Raw genomic sequence first — 22,368 nt, forward strand, 5'->3', positions numbered from 1 at the left:
AATGCCAGTCAGTCAAGGCGCGAAACCTGTGGGAGCGGGCTTGCTCGCGAAGGCGATGTGTCAGGCAACATCAATGTTGACTGTGCCGCCGTCTTCGCGAGCAAGCCCGCTCCCACATGGATTGCGCATAACTGACTGGCATTGAGTTTCTAGAGATCGCCCATTTTTTTGCTTAACGCGATCATCCGCTGAGAGCACTTCAAGCGTCAGCTAACGAGACTATCTGCCAGCCTCATGGCCTGCTGAGTCGCGGCCTTGCGCGCACTCAGGTCAACGTCTTCCCCCAGGATGGTTTTCTCGACAATCACCGAGTGCACATCGCTCACGCCGATAAATTGCAGCCAGGCTTCCACGTAGGGCTTCTGAAAGTCGAAGCGCTCCGCTGGCGTGATCGACTGCGCCGAAAAATCCAGGCCGCGGGCGTACATCACCACGGCGGTTTTATTGTGCAGCATGCCTTCCAGACCGCGCTCCGGGTCGAAGCTGAATAAAATGTCTTTCTGCGACACCAGGTCGATGAAGTGTTTGAGCTTGTACGGGATGCTGAAATTCCACAGTGGCACGGACATCACCAGGACGTCTGCGCGGTGCAGGAACCCGGCCAGGTCTTTCAAGGTGTTCCAGGCGTTTTGCTGCGCCGGGCTCAAGGGCGTGCCATTGAGCCCGGCGTATTTGGCGTCCATTGCCAGCTCGTCGAATTCCGGCAAAACCATATTCCAAAGATCGAGGGTGATGATCTCGGTGTCCGGGGTGTTTTCTTGATAGCGCGCAATGAAGCCGCGGGCGACTTCAAGGGAGGCCGACCGTTGTTTGCGCGGCGAACATTCGATATGCAGAAGGGTGGTCATGGCGTGTCTCGGGCGGGGAAGTTGGATCATTGCAACATAGTTTTATTTGGAATATAAATCGTGAATAAATAAGCCATTAATCACGAATAGAACTATGTTCGATGTGCTGTTGTTAAAAACATTCGTCACCGTCGTCGATGAAGACGGTTTCAGTCGCGCAGCCGAAAAGCTGCACCTGACCCAATCTGCGGTCAGCGGTCACATGCGGCGACTTGAAGAACAAGTCGGTAAACCGCTGTTGAAGCGTACGACCCGTACCCAGCAATTGACGCCCGATGGCGAGCGCCTGATCGCCTATGCGCGGACGATCCTCGCGCTGAACCGCGATGCCTGGGCGCAACTGACGCGCACACCGTTTCACGGACGGGTGCGAGTCGGGGTGTCGGAGGATTTTGTCGAGCCGCGATTGCTGCGGGCTTTGCAGGATTTCGCGGCGCAGTACCCGGGCATGGAAATCGACGTGCAGGTGGGCATTCCTGGCACGTTGCTGAACCTGATGAAGCAAGGCGATCTTGAGCTGGTCATCGGTTCTCTGTGCGAAACCAGCGAAGCGGGGTTACTACTGTGGCAAGAACCGCTGGTGTGGGCCTGGTCGGCGCAGCCCGTCACCCAGTTACCGACACCGTTGCCGCTGGCGCTGTTTCCTGAGCCCTGTCCTTATCGTGAGATAGCGCTGCGGCGGCTGGCTCAGGCGGGGATCGCCCAACGTACGGCGATGTCATGCACCAGCACCGCCGGGCTGCGGGCGGCGGCGCTGGCTGGTTTCGCGGTGGCGCCCATGACGGTCAGTCAATTGGGCCAGGGACTGGCGGCTCTGGGTGCGGAGCAAGGATTGCCGGATTTACCGGATGCGCAGTTTCGGTTGTTTGCCTCTGCTGAAGCGGATCAGGCGATTGTGGCGGCGCTCACTCAGCTCATTGTGGAGTATTGCTCCACGCGAAGGGCTTGATCGTCATTTTCGAGGCGATGATCGGCCCGAGCTCCCTGCGAGGCTGCGATCGTGCGATCGATTGTAGGAGCTGTCGAGCCTGCGAGGCTGCGATCGGCTGCGCAGCAGTCGTAAAACCAGAAGTCGCGGTGTGTCAGGCAGACCGCATCAGCCGGATTCACGACTGCTTCGCAGCCGATCGCAGCCTCGCAGGCTCGACAGCTCCTACGGGGCCGATCGCAGCCTCGCAGGCTCGACAGCTCCTACCGTCGATCAGCGGGCGGCCGGGCGGTCGTGAGATAGACTGATCAGCGGGCATCGGACGGTGGGGGTGACAGGTGGCGCGCTTCAGATGGATTCGCTGATCACCGCTGCAGCGCGTGCGCTTGCGGCGGGTGATCCCCTTGGCGCGCTGAACCGCATCGCCTTGCGCGACGATGCGCCGGCGCTCGCGCTTCGTGGCATCGCGATGGCGCAGCTGGGAGACCTGGTGCGCGCGAAGGCGCTGGTGCGCAGCGCCGCACGTGCTTTCGCGCCGAAAGAGGGGTTGGCCCGCGCGCGATGTGTCGTCGCCGAGGCCGAGATCGCGCTCGCCTCGCGGGACCTGAACTGGCCAACCAAGGCACTCGACGCCGCGCGGGCGACGCTTCAGGCGCACGGCGACTGGGTCAACGCCGCCCATGCGCGGTACCTCGAAATCCGCCGCTTGCTGTTGATCGGGCACCTCGACGAGGCTGAGCACCGGCTCGCCGAACTCGATCCGACACCGTTACCGCCCGCATCGAGGGCAGCCTACGAACTGGTCGTGGCGGGCGTTGCGATGCGTCGCCTGCAAACAAAAACGGCGCGCGCTGCACTCGAACGGGCCGAGCGTGCCGCACAACATGCCGCTATCCCCGCGTTGACGGCCGAGGTCGAAAGCGCCGCCCGCATCCTCGACACACCGGCGGCGCGGCTGATTGTCGGTGGCCAGGAACAGCCGCTGCTGCTCGATGAGATTGAAGCGTTATTGGCATCCCCTAAGCTGGTCGTGGACGCCTGCCGGTATGTCGTGCGCGATGCAGGCTCGGCGGTTTCACTCGCCCGGCGGCCGGTGTTGTTCGCGCTCGCCCGGGCGTTGGGCGAAGCGTGGCCTGCCGACGTGCCGAGGGAGACGCTGATTGCGCGAGCCTTTCGTATGAAAGTCGCGGATGACTCCCATCGCGCGCGGTTGCGCGTCGAGCTCGGGCGGCTGCGCGCGGCGCTGCACCTGATCGCCGATGTCGTCGCGACCCCGCGAGGGTTTGCGTTGGTGCCGCAGGATGCGCGTGACGTCGTGGTGCTGGCGCGGCCTGTCGAAGAGCAGCATGCGACGCTGCTCGCCTTCCTCGCTGACGGCGAATCGTGGTCGAGTTCGGCCCTGGCGTTGGCGCTTGGCGCCAGTCAGCGCACCGTGCAACGAGCCCTCGACACGCTGGCGGTTGCGGGCAAGGTGCAGTCGTTCGGTCATGGTCGGGCCCGTCGCTGGATGACCCCGCCGGTTCCAGGATTCGCGACGGTATTGTTACTCACAGGGTTGCTGCCCAATGACTAGCATCCACTTCACCAACCCAGTGAACGAGGAGCAAGACATGAAACATTCAACAGCCGAAATCATCCGCGAATATGGACCTTTCCCAGGCGTCGACAGCGTGCATGGCGTCACCCATGATGGCCGGCAGGTCTGGTTTGCCACCGGCGACAAACTCAACGCCCTGGACCCTGCGAGCGGCAAGACGCTGCGCTCGATCGATGTCGCCGCCCATGCCGGTACCGCCTTCGACGGTCAGCACCTGTTTCAGATCGCCGAGGATCGCATCCAGAAAATCGACCCACAGACCGGCCGTGTACTCTCCACCATCCCTGCGCCCGGCGGCGGTAATGACTCGGGGCTTGCATGGGCCGAAGGGACACTCTGGGTGGGGGAGTATCGCGAGCGCAAAATCCATCAGGTCGACCCCCAGACCGGGGCAGTGCTGCGCACGCTCGAATCCAACCGCTTCGTCACCGGGGTAACCTGGGTCGAGGGCGACCTATGGCACGGCACCTGGGAGGGTGACGAGAGCGAATTGCGGCGAGTCGATCCGGCAACGGGCGAGGTGTTGGAGAGCGTCCAGATGCCGGCTGGCGTCGGGGTGTCGGGGCTTGAGTTCGATGGCCACGACCGGTTTTTCTGTGGCGGCGGCAACAGCGGGAAGGTGAGGGCGGTGCGCCGGCCTTGATAAGCGTTGGGGGCGGGTATCGGGCCGCAATACCCGCCCAGAAAAAACGAACTTGCGAAGCGGCCGCGTCTCGAATTTAAAAGACTCGAGAAGAAGGCGCCCAATGAGCAAGTCGATCGGCGCAAAAGACCTGAGTGCTCACAGCAGACCTCTGCTGGTCATGACGCCCAAGGAGCATCCGCGATACGACCTGGCGCTGTTGATTGCATTTCTTCTCATCGTCGCAGCGCTGGGTATTTCACCCCATAGCCGAGTGGATTGGGTCCTGGAAAACCTGCTGGCCCTGCTGCTGGTGATGGTCCTGGTGGGCGTCTCTCGACGGTTCCGCCTGTCTGCCGTTTCCATCAGCCTGGTGTTCGTATTTCTCTGTATTCATGAGCTGGGGTCGCACTACACCTATGCGCTGGTGCCCTACGACCGCTGGTGCTCAGCCTTGACCGGGGTCAGCCTGAACAAAACCCTTGGGTTTGAACGCAATCATTACGATCGGCTGGTCCATCTGACGTATGGACTCTTGCTGGTGTATCCGATTCGGGAAGTGCTGGTGCGAATCACGCCGCTGCGGGGTTTCTGGGTGGGTTTTGTCGCGCTGAACATTGTGCTGTCGACCTCGGCTGTCTATGAAATCGTGGAATGGATAGGTGGGCAGTTCCTGGGAAAAGACACGGCGAAGGCATTTGTCGCTGCACAAAATGACCCATGGGACTCTCAAGCCGACATGGCGCTGGCCGGGGCAGGGGCGTTCTTTACGTTGCTGGTTGCCCGGTTCTGGCGAGGTTTTTTCATCAAGACTCTGGATTAAATGACTCCGGAAAAAAATTCATAAAACTTATAGATTGTTGGGGTTTGGAGCAGTTGCTCAGAAGCCTTGATGGCGATGCTCGGTGAGCACCCGGCTTTGTATCAGGATTCTTGCAGAGGCAGCGTGCATGACTGTCGCGGTTGGAGAAAGTTGGAGGTCGTGCCGGAGGGGGGGACGGCCATCACCGATAGGCTCGCGCCCTGAAAACACTGTGGAATATGAGTCATTTTCGATACAACCATTACCCATTCTTTACATTGAAACGGTGCTCAAAGCCCGGTCAACACTGTCTGAAAGGGCGAGAAAGGTTGTTTTTCTCGCCTAAATAGAGAGTGAAGTAATGATGTTGAACAGAGTTGTAAAAGTGGCGTTGGTATTCGCTTTGTTGTCGTCCCTGTCGGGCTGCTGGATGTTCTTCCCGCCGGGTGGTGGTGGTGGTGGTGGTGGTGGTGGTGGTGGTGGTGGTGGTGGTGGCCATCATGGAGGTTTCGGTGGTGGTCCCGGTGGCGGCCCACGCTGACCAGCCATCACAGCATCACCCAGCGTGTCAGAAGGTGAACGCTTGTCCCGCCCGTGACGGATGCTGAGCCATTTCAGTCTCCAGTAGATGCTCAACCAGCACATCATTCAAAAAGCGGAACTGATCGTTTAGCCCGACCACTTCGTTACTGAAGTGGTTGGCCGCTGCCGGCATCAGCAAGGCCTCGAAGTGCTCATCGAACACCAGCGCGACTGCTTTGCGAGACACGACCTGCTGCGAATAATAGTTACTGCCGAACACCGGGAAGCTCACGGCGAGGCTGACGGAATGAATCATGATTTCGGTTCCTCGGTTTGACCGATATCCAGCACGAAGCGGGAAAACAAGGTCAGGGTAACGGCCGTCAGGGCCAGGCAGGTCAGGAGATGGATCAACATGATTTGCCCCTCCGGTGCGGGGTTGAAATAGGGATGAGATTGATCCTGCACCTGATGATTTTTTTGCGGAAGGCATTCGCGGCGATGGTGAATATTGATGTGAATGATGATGGTGATCTTCTGTGGTCTTGAGGGCCTATTCGCGAGCAAGCCCGCTCCCACATTGGATCTCCTGCGTACACAAATTTTGTGTCCGACAGTGATCCAATGTGGGAGCGGGCTTGCTCGCGAAGGCGTCTTTGAGGGCGCCATCCATTCATCTGACGGACGGCCCCCGCCCCCGACCTATACTCAAATCAGTACGCTGTTTAGCGTCGGACACTCCGTTCGACGCAGTCTGTAGGATCCCGCGATCTTGAACCTGCGTTCGCTGATCGTCGCTGTGTTGGTGATATTGGCGGGATGCGCCACGCCCACGCCTGCCCCGGTAATCGTGGTGCCGGTGGTGGTGTCCCAGAGCACCTGGCAGCAGGTGGACCGGGAGATTGTCGCCGCTTCGCAACAGGCCACCGAACAGGCCAGGGTCTACGCCCGCGGGTCCATGGAGCACTGGCGCACGCGGGTTTATCAGCAAACCGAAGAAGTCTTCATTCCGTGGTTCAGCAGCTACTGGACCCAGGAATGGCTGTCGATGAAAGTCAGCTGGTACGCCATCAATGCCGGAGACGAGCAGGATGCGGCAACCAAACGCCTGGCGGCCTATCTGCTGGAGCAATATCACCAGCGCGTGCTGGAACCAGTGGCGGTGGAGATCGATCCCGACGCGATCCTCGGCCAGGCGACAGAGTTTTATGTGCAACTGATGGGGCAGCAGCTCGAAGTTATTTCCAAACGTCATGGCGTGCCAATGGCGCAGCTCAACGGTCGCATCCAGAAAATTCCGGCTATTTCACTGGGCCCGCCGCCTGCCCGTGACGCTTCGCTGTATCAGGTGGTGCATGCCGAACTGAGCAAATTGCCGGCCTATCTGGCACTGATCGAGAAGATCCACACGGCGGGCGGCGAGAAGGGCATCGCCTCGACGGACGCTGGCATGGGGCCGGTAGCCAAGCGTGCCAGTAAGCGAATACAAGCCGAAATGGCCCCGCGAGGGGCGGCCAGTGCGGTGGCGGCAATGGCGGGGAAGGCGGCCGGTGCGCTGATCTCCGTGGGGGTGGCGGGGGTGCGCGCAATTATCCAGGCCAACGACCGGCCCGATAGCGAAGCGCTGATCCGCAGCAGCCTGGGCAATTCGTTCGACAAGGCATGGGTGAAGCTGGTGGATAACCCCGCAACCGGCGTCATGGCCGGAACGCTGTACATGGCCAGGCAAATTGAGGGCAGCCTGGAGGAGACCGTCGAGCCGTCGGTCGGTCTGGATGCAGGAACTGTCGATTTTAGCCACGTTGATTCGACTACCCAGCAGATCACCCCATAACCCGAAGGAGAACGATCATGGCTTACGTTGATGGCTTCGTCGCTGCAGTACCCACCGCCAACCGCGAAAAATTCAAGCAACACGCACAATCCGCTGCCGAAATTTTCAAGGAAAGCGGCGCACTCAGTCTCGCCGAATGCTGGGGCGATGACGTGCCCGATGGCAAACTGACCTCATTTCCCATGGCAGTAAAACTCAAGGAAGACGAAACCGTGGTGTTTTCCTGGATCGTCTGGCCAGACAAGGCCACCCGTGACGCCGGGATGGCGAAACTCATGAGCGATCCGCGGATGCAGCCGGACGTCAATCCGATGCCGTTCGACGGCCAGCGGGCGATTTTTGGCGGTTTCGAGATGCTCGTCAAAGCCTGAACATCGTCGCAGGATCACTCCGGCGTCGGGGTGGTCCTGCAACTCTTGCGGTTACGAATCTGGCTGTCCGTCGGCCGCTCCTTGATGAACTCGAAGCGCGGCTCGCCTTCGTTGTAGTGAACCAGCCAACCCCATTCCAGCTCGGATTCATCCTGGCCGGGCTTGGGCGGCACAGCCCACCATGGCTCTTTGCTGATGACCTGACGCATGGCGCCCTCCCGTCGATTCGGTTGCTTCAACTATAACGCGCCTGCCGGGTGGTGCCAGAAATGCACTTGCTGGTGTGGTATCCCTTTGTAAAATCAAAGGGCCCGAGGCCTTGAGGTGCCAGACATGAGCGATGAATCCCGTGAGCCGTTCAAACGGCTGTTTTTCGCCCTCAACTGCGCCCCCGAACAACGCCGGGCCATCGCCCAATGGCGCAGCGCGCTGGGGCTCAACATCGGACGCCCGGTGCCGGCGGAAAACTTTCATCTGACGCTACTGTTTCTCGGCACGGTGGGGATGGCGCAGATAGCGGGCGTCTGCAAGGCCGCCGCCAATGTCCGGATGCCCGGCATGCCGTTGACGGTTGTGCTTGATCGTCTGGAAGTCTGGCGTCGCTCCGGGGTTCTGTTGCTGGCGCCCGAGCAGGCAGAACCTGCGTTGCTGCGATTGGTGTATGCGCTGGAGCAGGCCATGTTGCCGTTTGGCTTTGAAGACACCCGTCGGGAATTTCGCCCGCATTTGACCCTGATGCGCGACTACCGGGCACCGGTCCCCGAATCCGCTACGCCGCCAGAGTTTTTCCTGCGTGCCGACCGCTTTACCTTGTTCGAATCCCATAAAGGGCGGTACCGGGCGCTGGCGGAATGGCCGCTGGTTTGTGCATGACCCCACACAAAAAAAGGCGCCCGAGGGCGCCCGAAATTCACCTTAACCGAGGAAGCCAGGTGAAACCGTTCTTCTGAGAGGAGTGCAGCGGTGGTAAGGCGCTGCGTGAACGGAAAAGGAGAGAGCACTTCGGTCCTGCATTGGTCTGTGGTGCTCAGATATTCTGTGTCCGAGCCATTACCCCTGTGGGAGCGGGCTTGCTCGCGAAAGCGGTGGGTCAGTCACCGATGATGTTGAATGTGATGGCCTCTTCGCGAGCAAGCCCGCTCCCACATTTTGGTCTGTGTCCGATTTTGAATCACTTACCAAGCTTCACCCGCGTCCAGCCCCGGGTCATCACCCGCTGAATACCGATCGGCATATCTGGAATGGCATACAACGTCGCCATCACTGCTTGCGGCGGATAGGAACCCGGGTCGTCGCGAATTGCTTCATCCACCAGTGGCGTGGCCGCTGCGTTGGCATTGCTGTAGCCGATGTTGTTGGTGACCTCGGCGATGATGTCCGGGCGCATCAGGAAGTTCATGAACAGGTAGGCGTTGTCGACGTTGGCCGCGTCCCGTGGGATGGCAACCATGTCGTAAAAGCTGCCGGCGCCTTCTTTCGGGATGCTGTATTCGATCTTCACCTTGTCGCCGGCTTCCTTGGCGCGGGCCTTGGCTTGCAGCACGTCGCCGGAGTAACCGACCGCTACGCAGATGTTGCCGTTGGCCAGGTCGGAGATGTACTTCGACGAATGGAAATAAGCCACCGACGGGCGAATCTTCATGAACAGCGCTTCGGCTTCGGCGATCTGTACCTTGTCTTGGGAGTTCACCGGGTAGCTCAGATAGTGCAGGGCGGCCGGGAGCATTTCTGTCGGTGAATCAAGGAAGCTGATGCCGCAGGCTTTGAGCTTCGCGGCGTTTTCCGGTTTGAACAGCAAGTCCCAGGAATTCACCGGCGCATCAGTGCCCAGCACTTCCTTGACCTTGGCCGGGTTGTAACCGATGCCGATTGAACCCCACATGTACGGGAAAGCATGGCCATTGTCAGGGTCGCTGGCAGAGGCGTTTTTCAGCAGCACCGGGTTGAGGTTTTTCCAGTTCGGCAGCTTCGATTTATCCAGCGGCTGATAGACGCCAGCCTTGATCTGCTTGGCCAGGAAACTGTTGGACGGCACCACAATGTCGTAGCCGGATTTACCGGCCAGCAAGCGTGCCTCAAGGGTTTCATTACTGTCGAACACATCGTAGGTCACGCGAATGCCGGTCTCGTCTTCGAACTTCTTGACCGTGTCCGGGGCGATGTAATCCGACCAGTTGTAGACGCGCAATACCTTGTCATTGGCCTGGGCACCGGTAGCCATCGCGCCCAATAAGGACAGTGTCAGCAGAGTCCTGCCAAACATTTTCATCGGTACAACTCCATTTTCTTTTTTATTCAAATGACATAGAGCAACGGTGCAGGTGGACACAAACCCTGTGGCGAGGAAGCTTCTGTGGCGAGGGAGCTTGCTCCCGTTCGGCTGCGAAGCAGTCGTAAACCCGCGCACCTCGGTTGCCGGTTTTGGGGTCGCTTCGCAACCCAGCGCGAGCAAGCTCGCTCGCCACAGGTTTTGTGTTCACTTCATTTAACTCAACGGCACTAAGCCGTTGCTTCGACCCGCTGGTTTTTCGGCTGCTGCCAGGACTCGCTGGCGGTCTGGTCCATGGCTTCCTGGATCGCCCGCTTGCGCGTGGCTTCGGCCTTGCGGCTGAAGTACCAGACCATGAACGTGACGAGCGACACCGCCAACAGAATCAGACTGGCCACGGCATTGATCTCAGGCTTCACGCCCAGACGTACCGCCGAGAACACTTCCATCGGCAACGTCGTGGAGCCCGGGCCAGAGACGAAACTCGCCAACACCAGATCATCCAGCGACAAGGCAAACGACATCATGCCGCCCGCCGCCAGCGACGGCGCGATCATCGGAATGGTGATCAAAAAGAACACCTTGAACGGCCGCGCGCCCAAGTCCATGGCTGCTTCTTCGATCGACAGGTCCAGCTCACGCAAACGCGCCGATACAACCACCGCCACATACGCTGCGCAGAATGTGGTGTGAGCGATCCAGATCGTCACCAAACCACGTTCTTGCGGCCAGCCAATCAACTGCGCCATGGCCACGAACAGAAGCAACAGCGACAGACCGGTGATCACTTCCGGCATCACCAACGGCGCCGTCACCAGACCACCAAACAGCGTGCGGCCCTTGAAACGCGTCACGCGGGTAAGCACGAAAGCGGCGAGGGTGCCCAATGCCACGGCGGCAATCGCGGTGTAGCAGGCGATTTCCAGCGAGCGCACCACCGAACCCATCAGTTGCGAGTTGTCGAGCAGGCCGACGTACCACTTCACCGACCAGCCGCCCCACACCGTCACCAGTTTCGAGGCGTTGAACGAGTAGATCACCAGAATCAGCATCGGCAGGTAGATAAACGACAGGCCGAAAATCAGCATGAACTTTGAAAATCCGAAGCGTTTCATCCCCGTCCCTCCATCTCTTTGGCCTGGCTGCGGTTGAACAGCAGAATCGGCACAATCAGGATCGCCAGCATCACCACCGCCAGGGCGGATGCCACCGGCCAGTCGCGGTTGTTGAAGAACTCTTGCCACAGCACCCGGCCGATCATCAGGGTCTCCGGGCCTCCCAACAGTTCCGGGATCACGAACTCGCCGACCACTGGAATGAACACCAGCATGCACCCGGCAATGATGCCGTTCTTGGCCAGCGGCACAGTGATTTTCCAGAAGTTGTTGAAGTTGCTCGAACCCAGGTCCGACGCGGCTTCCAGCAAGCTGTGATCGTGCTTGACGAGGTTGGCGTACAGCGGCAACACCATGAACGGCAAGTAGGCATAGACCACGCCGATGTACACCGCCGTGTTGGTATTGAGGATCTCGATCGGATGCGACGTGAGCCCGGTCCACATCAGGAACGCGTTGAGCAAACCGTTGTTGCTGAGAATGCCCATCCACGCATAGACGCGAATCAGGATCGCGGTCCAGGTCGGCATCATGATCAACAGCAGCAGAACGTTCTGCGTTTCCTTGTTGGCCTTGGTGATCGCATAGGCCATCGGGAAACCGATCACCAGGCACATCAGCGTGCTTAAAAACGCGACCTTCAACGAGCCGAAGTAAGCCGAGATGTACAACTCATCTTCGGTCAGCAGCGAGTAGTTGCCGATGTTCAGCAGCAGCTGAAACTTCTGTTCGGCGAAGGTGTAAATCTCGGAGTAAGGAGGAATGGCCAGGGCCGCTTCCGAGAAGCTGATCTTCATCACCAGGAAGAACGGCAACAGGAAAAACAGGCACAGCCACAGGAACGGAATGCCGATGACCAGTTTGCGACCGCTGGGCACCAGGCGCAGGAACTGCTGATTGAAGGTTCTCATGAGCGCAGTACCACGCCGCTGTCGTCTTCCCACCACACGTAGACCTGATCGTCCCAGGTCGGGCGTGCGCCACGGCGTTCGGCGTTGGCCATGAACGACTGGACGATCTTGCCGCCGGGCAGTTCCACGTAAAACACCGAGTGGCCGCCGAGGTAGGCGATGTCATGCACCTTGCCTTCGGACCAGTTATAGCGAGTCTCGGGCTTGAGGGTGCTGACCAGCATTTTTTCCGGGCGGATGGCGTAGGTGATCGACTTGTCCTGCACCGACGTACTCACGCCGTGGCCGACGTAAATCTTCTGCGCAAGGTCCGGGCTGTGAATGATCGCGTGACCTTCCAGATCCTCGACCACGGTGCCGTCGAAGGCATTCACGTTGCCGATGAATTCGCAGACCATGCGGCTGACTGGCGCTTCATAGATGTCGACCGGGCTGCCGATCTGGGCGATCCAGCCCAGGTGCATGATTGCGATGCGTTCGGCCATGGTCATGGCTTCTTCCTGATCGTGGGTCACCATCACGCAGGTCACGCCCACGCGCTCGATGATTTCCACCAACTCCAGTTGCATCTGCGAGCGCAGTTTTTTATCCAGCGCCCCCATCGGTTCGTCGAGCAACAACAGCTTCGGCCGCTTGGCCAACGAGCGGGCCAACGCCACACGCTGACGCTGACCGCCAGACAACTGATGCGGCTTGCGCTTGGCGTACTGGGTCATGTGCACCAGCCGCAGCATTTCTTCGACACGGGCGTCGATTTCGCTGGCGGGCAAACGGTCCTGCTTGAGGCCGAAGGCGATGTTCTGCGCCACCGTCATGTGCGGGAACAGGGCGTAGGACTGGAACATCATGTTGATCGGCCGTTCGTACGGCGGCATGTCGGTGATGTCGACACCGTCGAGCAGAATCCGCCCTTCGGTCGGGCGCTCGAAGCCGGCGAGCATGCGCAGCAGCGTCGATTTACCCGAGCCTGAGCCGCCGAGCAGGGCGAAGATTTCGCCTTGATGGATCTCCAGGGACACATCGTCCACAGCGGTGGTTTCGTCGAATTTCTTGGTGACGCGGTCGACTTTCACCAACACCTTTTTCGGTGCCTGGTGACCTTCAAGAGCCTTCCTGTAGATGCTGGAGGCGTTTGCCATATGAAACTCCCAACAGGTTTCAGTCGTCGGGCCAACGCGGCCTGACTTAGTAGTTGATTGCAAGCCCAAGCCGTGCGGTGCCAGTCAATTGCGCGAAGATCCCCTGTGGGAGCGGGCTTGCTCGCGAAGGCGGTGTATCAGGCAACATTGATGTCGACTGACACTCCCTCTTCGCGAGCAAGCCCGATCCCACAAGGGGATTTGCATTTGAATCACTGGCCCCGTACCGGCCGGGCTTATTCGGCACCGCCATCCTGGCTGCCTGGTCGTGCTTGTTGTTATTGCGGTTCATCTATTACGTGAGCGACCGGCGCGCAAAGGCACGCCCGCCAGACTCACGGGGGCAGTTAAATCGTTGAATGCTTTTTTGAAGTCAGCGCGTATTACGCAGCGCCGCCCGTTGCCGGCACGCGTCGCCAAACGCCTGGAAAATACTCAAGTAGGGGGGATTCGAAAGCACCTGCCATTCCGGGTGCCATTGCACGCCAACGGCGAAGGCCTTGCTGTGCTCGACCGAAATCGCTTCGATCAAACCATCCGGCGCGACAGCTTCAGCGCGCAGGCCGGGAGCGAGTCGGTCGATGCCCTGGCTGTGAATCGAATTCACCTGAAACACCTGCGGCAGGTCCAGCGCTTCGAACACACCGCCCGGTTGCACATTCACCGCATGGGCCGGTGCGTACTGCACGGCCAAATCCGGATGATCCGCTTCCCGGTGATCGAGCATGCCGGGCAGTTCATGCACCTTCTGATGCAGGCTGCCGCCGAACGCCACGTTCATTTCCTGAAAGCCCCGGCAGATGCCAAGCACCGGAACACCGGCGGCGATGGCTGCGCGCAATAAAGGAAGGGTGGTGGCGTCCCGTTGCGGATCGTGATCCGTACCGGGGGCACTGGCCGGGCCTTGATAGTGGAAGGGTTCCACATTCGACGGCGAGCCGGTCAGCAGCAGACCGTCGAGCTGCGCGAGCAGGTCATCGATTTCGGTCAGTTCGCCTAAGGAAGGAATAACGACGGGCAACCCCAAAGCCGCGACGCTGACAGCACGCAAATACTTGTCGCCGCTGACGTGGTAGGGGTGCAGGCCAATCTGTTTGATGCACGCAGTAACGCCGATCAATGGCTTGAATGCCATTTTTATCACCTCGAAGTTTCACACTTGAACGAGCTTTTCCGGAGCTTAGCCTTGTTGATTTTAATTAACAACTCTCATGTAAAAAATTCTAAACGCCACACGTCAGATCTTCAGGATTTACGCGGTGCGCAAGACTGATCTGGCACTCTTGTGCCCAAAAAAGGCCCGAAAATAAAGGTTGAAAGGCCAGGTGTTCGCTATTGACTTCACTTTGCCTTTCGGATTGACTGGGCTCGTGAAAGGGTAGTGAACATAATAATTAACAGCTAATAGGTGCATCATGTCGGTCCCTCTGCGTGCCGTTCAACTCAACGAAGCAAACGCATTCCTTAAGAAATATCCTGAGGTTTTGTACGTCGACCTTCTGATTGCGGATATGAACGGTGTGGTGCGCGGCAAGCGCATCGAACGCACCAGTCTTCATAAGGTTTACGAAAAAGGCATTAACCTCCCGGCGTCGCTGTTTGCCCTGGACATCAACGGTTCTACGGTGGAAAGCACCGGCCTGGGTCTGGACATCGGCGACTCGGATCGAATCTGCTTCCCCATCCCCAATACCCTCAGCATCGAACCCTGGCAGAAGCGCCCCACCGCGCAGCTGTTAATGACCATGCACGAACTCGAAGGCCAGCCGTTCTTCGCTGACCCTCGCGAAGTGCTGCGTCAGGTGGTGAGCAAGTTCGATGACATGGGCCTGACCATTTGCGCAGCGTTCGAACTGGAGTTCTATCTGATCGACCAGGACAACGTGAACGGTCGTCCGCAGTCGCCGCGCTCGCCGGTGTCCGGCAAACGTCCAATGTCGACTCAGGTCTACCTGATCGACGACTTGGACGAATACGTCGACTGCCTGCAAGACATCCTCGAAGGCGCGAAAGAGCAGGGCATCCCCGCTGACGCCATCGTCAAGGAAAGCGCCCCGGCGCAATTCGAAGTGAACCTGCATCACGTCAACGACCCTATAAAGGCCTGCGACTACGCGGTGTTGCTCAAGCGTCTGGTGAAGAACATCGCCTACGACCACGAGATGGACACCACCTTCATGGCCAAGCCGTATCCGGGCCAGGCGGGCAATGGTTTGCACGTGCACATTTCGATTCTCGACAAAGAAGGCAACAACATCTTTGCCAGCGAGGATCCCGAGCAGAACGCCGCACTGCGTCACGCGATCGGCGGTGTGCTCGAGACCCTGCCGGCGCAGATGGCGTTCCTCTGCCCGAACGTCAACTCGTACCGCCGTTTTGGCGCGCAGTTCTACGTGCCGAACTCGCCAAGTTGGGGCATCGACAACCGTACCGTGGCGGTACGCGTGCCCACCGGTTCAGCGGATGCCGTGCGCATCGAGCACCGCGTAGCCGGCGCCGATGCCAACCCGTACCTGCTGATGGCGTCGGTGCTGGCTGGTATTCACCACGGCTTGACCAACGAAATCGAACCTGGCCCCCCGGTCGAAGGCAACAGCTACGAGCAGAACGAGCAAAGCCTGCCGAACAACCTGCGCGATGCGTTGCGTGAGCTGGACGACAGCGAAGTCATGGCGCGCTACATCGACCCGCTGTACATCGACGTGTTCGTGGCGTGCAAGGAAAGCGAGCTGGCCGAGTTCGAGAACTCCATCTCCGACCTTGAGTACAACTGGTACTTGCATACGGTTTGATGGGGTCAAGTGGTGTACGCATTCTCTGCAGACACCACCAATCAAATGTGGGAGCGGGCTTGCTCGCGAAAGCGGTAGATCAGTCAACACTGATGTCGCCTGACACACCGCCTTCGCGAGCAAGCCCGCTCCCACAGGGGATTGCATTGCAAGTTTCAACGGACGGGCATCAGCCTGACGATCACTTATTCCTCTGCGTAGAGTCACAACCATGACAAACACTCGCAGCGACTGGGAACAACGCTTCCAGTCCCTCACACTAGAAGGCCGCGCATTCATCGACGGCCAATACTGCCCGGCGCTCAGCGGCGACACCTTCGAGTGCATCAGCCCGGTCGACGGCCGCTTCCTGGCGAACATTGCCAGCACCGACGAAGCCGACGCCAATGCGGCAGTGCAGGTTGCACGCCGCACATTCGAATCCGGCATCTGGGCCAAACTGCCCCCGGCCGAGCGCAAGCGCGTCCTGATTCGTTTCGCTGATCTGATTCTGCAAAATCAGGAAGAACTGGCGCTGCTCGAAACCCTGGACATGGGCAAACCGATCAGCGACTCCATGAGCATCGACATCCCAGCGACGGCCAACGCGATCCGCTGGAGCGCAGAAGCCATCGACAAAATCTACGACGAAGTCGCCGCCACACCGCACGACCAACTCGGCCTCATCACCCGTGAACCAGCAGGCGTGGTCGCCGCCATCGTGCCGTGGAATTTCCCGTTGATCATGGCCAGCTGGAAGTTCGCCCCGGCCCTGGCGGCAGGCAATTCGTTCATCCTCAAGCCTTCGGAAAAGTCACCGCTGACGGCGATTCGCATCGCGCAGTTGGCCCTCGAGGCCGGCATCCCCAAAGGCGTGTTCAACGTCCTGCCAGGCTTCGGTCACACCGTCGGCAAGGCGCTGGCGTTGCACATGGACGTCGACGTGCTGGCCTTCACCGGCTCCACCGCGATTGCCAAGCAACTGCTGATCTACGCCGGGCAAAGCAACATGAAACGCGTCTGGCTGGAGGCGGGCGGCAAGAGCCCGAACGTGGTGTTTGCCGACGCGCCGGACTTGCGCGCCGCCGCTCGGGCAGCGGTCAGCGCGATTGCCTTCAACCAGGGCGAAGTCTGCACCGCCGGCTCACGTCTGCTGGTGGAACGCTCGATTCGCGAGCAATTCATTCCGCTGTTGGTGGAAGCGCTGCAAGCCTGGAAACCAGGCCACGCCCTCGATCCTGAAACCACTGTTGGCGCAGTCGTCGATCAGCGCCAACTGGACAACGTGCTGCGCTACATCCAGGTCGGCAAAGACCAGGGCGCGCAACTGATTGCCGGCGGCAATCGTACCCTCGCAGACACCGGTGGCCTGTACGTGGAACCGGCAATTTTCGACGGCGTGACCAACGCCATGACCATCGCCCGGGAAGAAATCTTCGGCCCGGTGCTGTCGCTGATCACCTTCGACACCGCTGAAGAAGCGCTGCAGATCGCCAACGACAGCATCTTCGGTCTGGCGGCCGGCGTATGGACCAGCAACCTCAGCAAGGCCCACACCTTCGCCCGTGGTTTGCGCGCCGGCAGCGTCTGGGTCAACCAGTACGACGGCGGCGACATGACCGCGCCGTTCGGCGGGTTCAAGCAGTCGGGTAATGGTCGGGACAAATCGCTGCACGCGTTCGACAAATACACCGAACTCAAAGCGACCTGGATCAAGCTCTAACACTTTTACAGCGACGGTCGCAGGCGAGAGTTTGCGGCCATCGGAGAAATGTATGAAACAAGACTCTGTTAAACAAAAGCATGTAAACAGCTACTACGCCGCCACCCGCAATCAGACCGGCGATTACCCGATTCTTGAAGAACTGGTGGAATGTGACGTCTGCGTGATCGGCGCCGGCTACACCGGTTTGTCCTCGGCGCTGTTCCTCAGCGAAGCGGGCTACAGCGTGACCGTACTGGAAGCCGCCAAAGTCGGCTTCGGCGCCAGCGGTCGCAACGGTGGCCAACTGGTCAATTCGTATAGCCGCGACGTCGATGTCATTGAGGAGCGCTACGGCGACAAAACCGCCGAAGTGCTCGGCAGCATGATCTTTGAAGGCGCCGATATCATCCGTTCGCGCATCAAAGAGTACGACATCAAATGCGACTACCGCCCCGGCGGCATCTTCGCGGCGCTGAACAAAAAGCAACTCAACGGCCTGGCCGAGCAAAAGAGCAGTTGGGAGCGCTATGGCAACAAGAACCTGAGAATGCTCGACGCCGCTGACATCAAGCGCGAAGTCGGTTGCGACAACTACGTCGGCGGCCTGCTCGACATGCAGGGCGGCCACATTCATCCGCTGAACCTGGCCCTCGGCGAAGCCGCCGCGATCATCCGCCTGGGCGGCAAAATCTACGAACAATCCGCCGCCGTGGAAATCACCTACGGCGAGCCGATCACCGTGCGCACCGCCAAAGGCGTGGTGCGGGCCAAGTACCTGCTGATCGCCGGCAACGCCTACTTGCCTCAAGACCTCGACAACCGCGTCACGCGCAAAAGCATGCCCTGCGGTTCGCAAATCGTCGTCACTGAGCCGCTGTCCGAAAAAGTCGCCCGCAGCCTGATCGCCAACAACTACTGCGTCGAAGACTGCAACTACCTGCTCGACTATTACCGCCTCACCGCCGACAACCGCCTACTGTACGGTGGCGGCGTGGTCTACGGCGCTCGCGAGCCCGACGACATAGAACAACTGATCCGACCGAAAATCCTCAAGACCTTCCCGCAACTCAAGGACGTGAAAATCGACTACCGCTGGACCGGCAACTTCCTGCTGACCATGTCCCGCATGCCGCAATTCGGCCGCATCGAAAAGAACGCCTACTACATGCAAGGCTACAGCGGTCACGGCGTCACCTGCTCGCACCTGGCCGGCAAACTCATCTCGGAAATGATCCGCGGCGACGCCGAACGCTTCGACGCCTTCGCCTCCCTGCCGCACATGCCCATGCTCGGCGGCCGCACCTTCCAGGCCCCGCTCACCGCCATGGGCGCCGCGTATTACGCGCTGCGCGACCGGTTTGGTATCTAAGCCAGACGCAACCCCTGCAGGAGCCGAGCTTGCTCGCGAAGACGGCCGCACAGTCAACATTGCTGTCGACTGACACACCGCCATCGCAAGCAAACTTGGCTCTCCAGGAAATCCAAGGCCGGCACAGAATTGTGGGCGACCGGGACCAAAACTGTGGGAGCGGGCTTGCTCGCGAAGAGGGCGTATCAGTCGCCATTGATGATGCCTGAAACACCGCTTTCGCGAGCAAGCCCGCTCCCACAAGGGAATCGGCGACATACACAAATTTTGCGAACAGCACCGACCACTGTGGGAGCGGGCTTGCTCGCGAAGACGGCGGCCCAGTCAACATTGATGTCACCTGACACACCGCCTTCGCGAGCAAGCCCGCCCCCACAATTCCCGCACCTGACCGACCGGCATCAGGGGCCCGCCGGCTTTTTTCATAGCCGTTTATCGAACCTGCTGAGCAACACCAACAAACGTGATTTAATACCCGCCTTTCACGGTTCCGGGACGGGAAACGGCGTGATCCGCGGCCACCAGTCGCCCGCCACCCACCCCCATTACCCCTTAAGTATTCTTCGCATAAGGCTGTCATGGACACGGGCTCACGACTCAAATTAGTACGCGAAAGCTACAAACTGTCCCAGCGCGAGCTGGCCCGGCGTAGCGGCGTCACCAATGCCACCATCTCCCTGATCGAACAGAATCGCGTCAGTCCCTCCGTCAGCTCCCTGAAAAAACTGCTCGAAGGCATCCCCATGTCTTTGGCGGACTTCTTCACCTTCGACCAACCGCCCCGCGAGCACCAATACGTGTTCCGCGCCAATGAACAGCCGGATCTGGGGCGTCATGGGTTGCGGTTGTTGCTGATCGGCGCTTCGGTGCCGAGCCGGCAGATGCGGCTTTTGCGCGAGCAATACGCGCCTGGGGCGAGTTCGGGTGAAGAGCCCATCGTGCATGCTGAGGGGGAGGAGTGTGGGCTTGTAACCCGTGGCACGGTTGAGCTGACTGTTGATGGTCAGATCAGTGTGTTGAATGCCGGGGATGGGTATTACTTTCCGACGACGCTGCCGCATCGGTTTCGCAATATTGGGCAGGACGAGGCCGAGATCATCAGCGCCAACACCCCGGCGAACTTCTAATCTCCTTGCGCCTTGCGCCTTCGCATTGGGTGCGGGGTTGCTGTCTTTGCGGCGGTGGTTTTTGTTTTTTGGTTTTAGTTATTATGTTTGGAAGCCAGGTTGCAGGCGGTAGTTAGTTTGGCTGGGTTATGATGGCTATGAGGTTATGGCATCGTTAAACTTGGTTTGCCGCGATTGATAAAAGTCCAATTCCAGTTCAGGTGTTGGACTTTTTGTTTTTACGGTTCTAATAAATTTTAATGCTCGACCGAGTTTGCCGGCTTCCAATTTTGAAGGCCTCTATTGCGATAGTTTTTTGATGAATCATTTCTGGGGTTATGGGAATGATGTGTAGGATAAAAAGAAGTGGTGTGTAGGGCTTTTCGGATCGTCGCTCGTTTATGTCGTTTGTTAGAGTGAGTCATATTAATGATGTGGTTATAATTTTTGGCGTGTGCGCTGATTGTATCGAAGCTAAAAAATCTGTCAGACTGTCTGAGGGGTATTAATGCGATTGCGAGTTTTCTTTACCGTTTTAGTTTCGGATTTACTAGCTGTTATGCTTTCCATGCTTTATGCTGCATTTCTTGCTTGGTTAATAGAGAGAGTGATCCCTTTGAACGGGGTTTGTTATTGGTTGGTGCTAGGTGCTTTTTTTGTTTTTTTATTGTTTGTTAATTTTTATTACTGCTCTCCCAGCTATATTGATGTTTCACTTGGGCGCGATATTAATCCCGAAAGAGACTCTGCTTGGGTGGCGTATTTCGGTGCTTTTATCAGTTCTTTGTTCTGGGTTGCTATTATCGTTCTAAAAATTGATCAGGTATTTCCGCTGCAAGGCAAGTTTTCGTTTGTCGTTAGTGCGGCTATTTTCATGTTGGTTTTTGTCTGCTTATGCATTTATATAATGAGGCTGCGTCGAAGAAAGTGATGTGCTCGATAATGTGGTTTATTCTAAAGTTGTTTCTGCTGCTATATGTTTTATTGTGATTGCATCGACCAGGGCTTCAAAGGCCAGCGCCAGTTTTCCCATTTGTCTGTATGCTCGCTCATAGTTGATAGGGTCTTTCCTGAAAAGCTCAAGTGTATAGTTTTTACGCACTAAACTCATTGCGCTGAAAGCTGATAATCCTAAGTCCACAGAGTAATAGATAGTGTTGCCAGTTTTAGTGTTTTCGGCTAGGTGTTGATATGTTTTTCTAATTGGTCCTACTGTGCTTGGTGCGTCAGGTCCGTTGTATATATTTCCTGCGTTTTCATAAATATTATTAGCGCCATGCGCAACGTAGGTTAACCCGCTAGTTAATTTAATACCTCTTGAGTTTCTGAGTAATGAAGCCCCAGTTTGAACTTGCATTGCTCCCGCTAAAATGCCAATGCCATTTTGAGTGTAAAACATCGCTTTGGATGATAATTCGGCATGCTCATCTCTAATTTTTTGCAAACCCTGTCGCGCGCTAATTAAACCTTCATCAACCGCTTGGATAATCTCGTTAGCATAAGATGAAACAATCGAACTAAATTGAAGCTGCAAAAAACTATCGTACAGTTGCGTAGCACCAATAGAGCACCCAAACGCCACAAGATCAGACGCAGCCTTAGTCACGTCGTGAATATCACAGCGCTCGTCATTCATCCTCGTTTCCCCAAGTGCTATAAGCACATGTGCCCGCCTGAATGTGCGTCCAGCTAATGTCGCGATAACGAATGGACACCAATTCTTGCGGTTGTGCATCGTTCATATGAATGGCATGAGGGACTTGAAGACTGATATGTGAAATTTTCGCCCCGGTGAGTTGTATTGAGTAATATTTATCCTGGCCACCCGCTGGGGATGTTCGATAAAAATGGATCGTGCACTCCACTTCTTCGCGCTCATGAAGTGCACTGGCCAGCAACGGTGAAGATTTATCGATATTCTTGGTAATCATAATAGGCAGGTGCTTGCCGCGACTGCCTGAAACTCCGCCGTCGTTGCTTGTAATCATGTTGTGCGAATACGCCAGAATCATGATTTCGTCTTCATGAGCGATCTGACATTTGTTACCGATAGAACTCAAGCCGGAGCAGCCGGCAGAAATCAAGCCTTGTCGTTTACCTGTAATGCTCATGTAGCCGTGGTTAGCCATATATGCCACTCCCTTTAGTCAACTGATGGCTCTATTCCAAGCGTAACAGTTGCTCTGTCAGGAGATTTTTTGTTTGGTTCAGCACCTTAAAAAGTTCGGACTGTTCTTACAGCGAATAAAGAAACTAGTAATGGAAAAAACCTACATCACTGCACGATTAGTCACAACTGTCGAATGGTGTCAACAGGTAGGTGGTCGGGGGAAGACCTCGCAGATTCATCGGGATGTGCAGCCCGCAACATTCCTGATTGCCACGATTGACACTCGTAACGACTTGTAGGAATTTAGCCGCCCGCAGGTAAGGAATATCTGCTGACGGCCAAAAAATGG

Annotated in this window: 24 protein-coding genes; 13 read left to right on the top strand and 11 right to left on the bottom strand. The window is 57.8% G+C overall.

The window, feature by feature from the left end; genetic code table 11:
- Positions 1-206: 206 nt before the first annotated feature.
- On the bottom strand, positions 207-848 hold the full coding sequence (locus PMI36_RS25550) for an FMN-dependent NADH-azoreductase (protein WP_008068143.1): 642 nt from the start codon (positions 846-848) through the stop codon (positions 207-209).
- Positions 849-942: 94 nt separating this feature from the next.
- Here PMI36_RS25550 and PMI36_RS25545 point away from each other — a divergent pair, with 94 nt between their 5' ends.
- The 5 genes from PMI36_RS25545 to PMI36_RS31610 all read left to right on the top strand — a co-directional run bounded on the left by PMI36_RS25545 (position 943) and on the right by PMI36_RS31610 (position 5,338).
- Complete coding sequence (locus PMI36_RS25545; protein WP_008068145.1) at positions 943-1,797, top strand: LysR substrate-binding domain-containing protein; 855 nt, start codon at positions 943-945, stop codon at positions 1,795-1,797.
- A 331-nt stretch (positions 1,798-2,128) separates the two neighbouring features.
- A complete protein-coding gene (locus tag PMI36_RS25540; RefSeq protein ID WP_008068147.1) occupies positions 2,129-3,349 on the top strand; it encodes a hypothetical protein in 1,221 nt (406 codons plus the stop codon).
- 37 nt (positions 3,350-3,386) lie between these two features.
- Positions 3,387-4,016 (top strand): Vgb family protein, encoded by a 630-nt coding sequence (locus PMI36_RS25535; RefSeq protein ID WP_008068149.1) that lies wholly within the window; start codon positions 3,387-3,389, stop codon positions 4,014-4,016.
- A 103-nt stretch (positions 4,017-4,119) separates the two neighbouring features.
- A complete protein-coding gene (locus PMI36_RS25530) occupies positions 4,120-4,818 on the top strand; it encodes a DUF2238 domain-containing protein (protein WP_008068151.1) in 699 nt (232 codons plus the stop codon).
- A gap of 340 nt (positions 4,819-5,158) precedes the next feature.
- On the top strand, positions 5,159-5,338 hold the full coding sequence (locus PMI36_RS31610; RefSeq protein ID WP_032830103.1) for a hypothetical protein: 180 nt from the start codon (positions 5,159-5,161) through the stop codon (positions 5,336-5,338).
- A gap of 27 nt (positions 5,339-5,365) precedes the next feature.
- Here PMI36_RS31610 and PMI36_RS25525 read toward each other — a convergent pair whose 3' ends face one another.
- Both PMI36_RS25525 and PMI36_RS31375 read right to left on the bottom strand, forming a co-directional pair.
- Positions 5,366-5,635 (bottom strand): hypothetical protein, encoded by a 270-nt coding sequence (locus PMI36_RS25525; protein ID WP_008068154.1) that lies wholly within the window; start codon positions 5,633-5,635, stop codon positions 5,366-5,368.
- Positions 5,632-5,898 (bottom strand): hypothetical protein, encoded by a 267-nt coding sequence (locus PMI36_RS31375; RefSeq protein ID WP_008068156.1) that lies wholly within the window; start codon positions 5,896-5,898, stop codon positions 5,632-5,634. Before PMI36_RS31375 ends, PMI36_RS25525 begins: the two co-directional genes overlap by 4 nt.
- A 193-nt stretch (positions 5,899-6,091) precedes the next feature.
- On the opposite strand from PMI36_RS31375, the gene PMI36_RS25520 reads away from it, so the two are divergent.
- Both PMI36_RS25520 and PMI36_RS25515 read left to right on the top strand, forming a co-directional pair.
- Positions 6,092-7,153: a hypothetical protein gene (locus PMI36_RS25520; RefSeq protein ID WP_008068158.1), complete on the top strand. Its 1,062-nt coding sequence runs from the start codon at positions 6,092-6,094 to the stop codon at positions 7,151-7,153.
- Between the two features lie 17 nt (positions 7,154-7,170).
- A complete protein-coding gene (locus PMI36_RS25515) occupies positions 7,171-7,524 on the top strand; it encodes a DUF1428 domain-containing protein (RefSeq protein ID WP_008068166.1) in 354 nt (117 codons plus the stop codon).
- A gap of 14 nt (positions 7,525-7,538) precedes the next feature.
- Here the strand turns inward: PMI36_RS25515 and PMI36_RS25510 are convergent, their stop codons facing one another.
- Positions 7,539-7,733, bottom strand: coding sequence for a hypothetical protein (locus PMI36_RS25510; RefSeq protein ID WP_008011745.1), 195 nt, complete (start codon positions 7,731-7,733; stop codon positions 7,539-7,541).
- Positions 7,734-7,857: 124 nt separating this feature from the next.
- On the opposite strand from PMI36_RS25510, the gene thpR reads away from it, so the two are divergent.
- Positions 7,858-8,397, top strand: a complete 540-nt coding sequence (thpR, locus tag PMI36_RS25505) for an RNA 2',3'-cyclic phosphodiesterase (RefSeq protein ID WP_008068169.1) — start codon at positions 7,858-7,860, stop codon at positions 8,395-8,397.
- A gap of 298 nt (positions 8,398-8,695) precedes the next feature.
- Here the strand turns inward: thpR and PMI36_RS25500 are convergent, their stop codons facing one another.
- From PMI36_RS25500 to PMI36_RS25480, 5 genes are all read right to left on the bottom strand, one after another.
- Positions 8,696-9,793, bottom strand: a complete 1,098-nt coding sequence (locus PMI36_RS25500) for a polyamine ABC transporter substrate-binding protein (protein WP_008068171.1) — start codon at positions 9,791-9,793, stop codon at positions 8,696-8,698.
- 230 nt (positions 9,794-10,023) lie between these two features.
- The gene (locus tag PMI36_RS25495) at positions 10,024-10,908 is read right to left on the bottom strand and encodes an ABC transporter permease subunit (protein ID WP_008068174.1); all 885 of its coding nucleotides are present in this window, start codon (positions 10,906-10,908) and stop codon (positions 10,024-10,026) included.
- Positions 10,905-11,786 carry an ABC transporter permease subunit gene (locus PMI36_RS25490; protein WP_162130620.1) on the bottom strand — a complete coding sequence of 294 codons (882 nt, stop codon included), beginning with the start codon at positions 11,784-11,786 and terminating at the stop codon, positions 10,905-10,907. The genes PMI36_RS25495 and PMI36_RS25490 overlap by 4 nt, the downstream gene beginning before the upstream one ends.
- Before the next feature lie 29 nt (positions 11,787-11,815).
- Positions 11,816-12,958 carry a polyamine ABC transporter ATP-binding protein gene (potA, locus tag PMI36_RS25485; protein WP_008068177.1) on the bottom strand — a complete coding sequence of 381 codons (1,143 nt, stop codon included), beginning with the start codon at positions 12,956-12,958 and terminating at the stop codon, positions 11,816-11,818.
- Between the two features lie 373 nt (positions 12,959-13,331).
- A complete protein-coding gene (locus PMI36_RS25480) occupies positions 13,332-14,093 on the bottom strand; it encodes a gamma-glutamyl-gamma-aminobutyrate hydrolase family protein (protein WP_008068179.1) in 762 nt (253 codons plus the stop codon).
- A gap of 280 nt (positions 14,094-14,373) precedes the next feature.
- On the opposite strand from PMI36_RS25480, the gene PMI36_RS25475 reads away from it, so the two are divergent.
- From PMI36_RS25475 to PMI36_RS0129355, 5 genes are all read left to right on the top strand, one after another.
- Positions 14,374-15,750 carry a glutamine synthetase family protein gene (locus PMI36_RS25475; protein ID WP_008068181.1) on the top strand — a complete coding sequence of 459 codons (1,377 nt, stop codon included), beginning with the start codon at positions 14,374-14,376 and terminating at the stop codon, positions 15,748-15,750.
- A gap of 211 nt (positions 15,751-15,961) precedes the next feature.
- Positions 15,962-17,452 (top strand): aldehyde dehydrogenase, encoded by a 1,491-nt coding sequence (locus PMI36_RS25470; RefSeq protein WP_008068182.1) that lies wholly within the window; start codon positions 15,962-15,964, stop codon positions 17,450-17,452.
- A 52-nt stretch (positions 17,453-17,504) separates the two neighbouring features.
- Positions 17,505-18,803 carry an NAD(P)/FAD-dependent oxidoreductase gene (locus PMI36_RS25465; protein WP_008068183.1) on the top strand — a complete coding sequence of 433 codons (1,299 nt, stop codon included), beginning with the start codon at positions 17,505-17,507 and terminating at the stop codon, positions 18,801-18,803.
- 578 nt (positions 18,804-19,381) lie between these two features.
- Positions 19,382-19,930 (top strand): cupin domain-containing protein, encoded by a 549-nt coding sequence (locus PMI36_RS25460; protein WP_008068184.1) that lies wholly within the window; start codon positions 19,382-19,384, stop codon positions 19,928-19,930.
- 487 nt (positions 19,931-20,417) lie between these two features.
- Positions 20,418-20,840 carry a hypothetical protein gene (locus PMI36_RS0129355; RefSeq protein ID WP_032830104.1) on the top strand — a complete coding sequence of 141 codons (423 nt, stop codon included), beginning with the start codon at positions 20,418-20,420 and terminating at the stop codon, positions 20,838-20,840.
- Positions 20,841-20,858: 18 nt separating this feature from the next.
- Here PMI36_RS0129355 and PMI36_RS25455 read toward each other — a convergent pair whose 3' ends face one another.
- Both PMI36_RS25455 and PMI36_RS25450 read right to left on the bottom strand, forming a co-directional pair.
- Positions 20,859-21,545, bottom strand: a complete 687-nt coding sequence (locus PMI36_RS25455; protein ID WP_008068185.1) for a DUF4225 domain-containing protein — start codon at positions 21,543-21,545, stop codon at positions 20,859-20,861.
- Positions 21,538-22,038 carry an Hcp family type VI secretion system effector gene (locus PMI36_RS25450; RefSeq protein WP_008068186.1) on the bottom strand — a complete coding sequence of 167 codons (501 nt, stop codon included), beginning with the start codon at positions 22,036-22,038 and terminating at the stop codon, positions 21,538-21,540. Before PMI36_RS25450 ends, PMI36_RS25455 begins: the two co-directional genes overlap by 8 nt.
- Positions 22,039-22,368: the final 330 nt, after the last annotated feature.

The sequence above is a fragment of the Pseudomonas sp. GM79 genome, from assembly GCF_000282495.1.
Taxonomy (GTDB): domain Bacteria; phylum Pseudomonadota; class Gammaproteobacteria; order Pseudomonadales; family Pseudomonadaceae; genus Aquipseudomonas.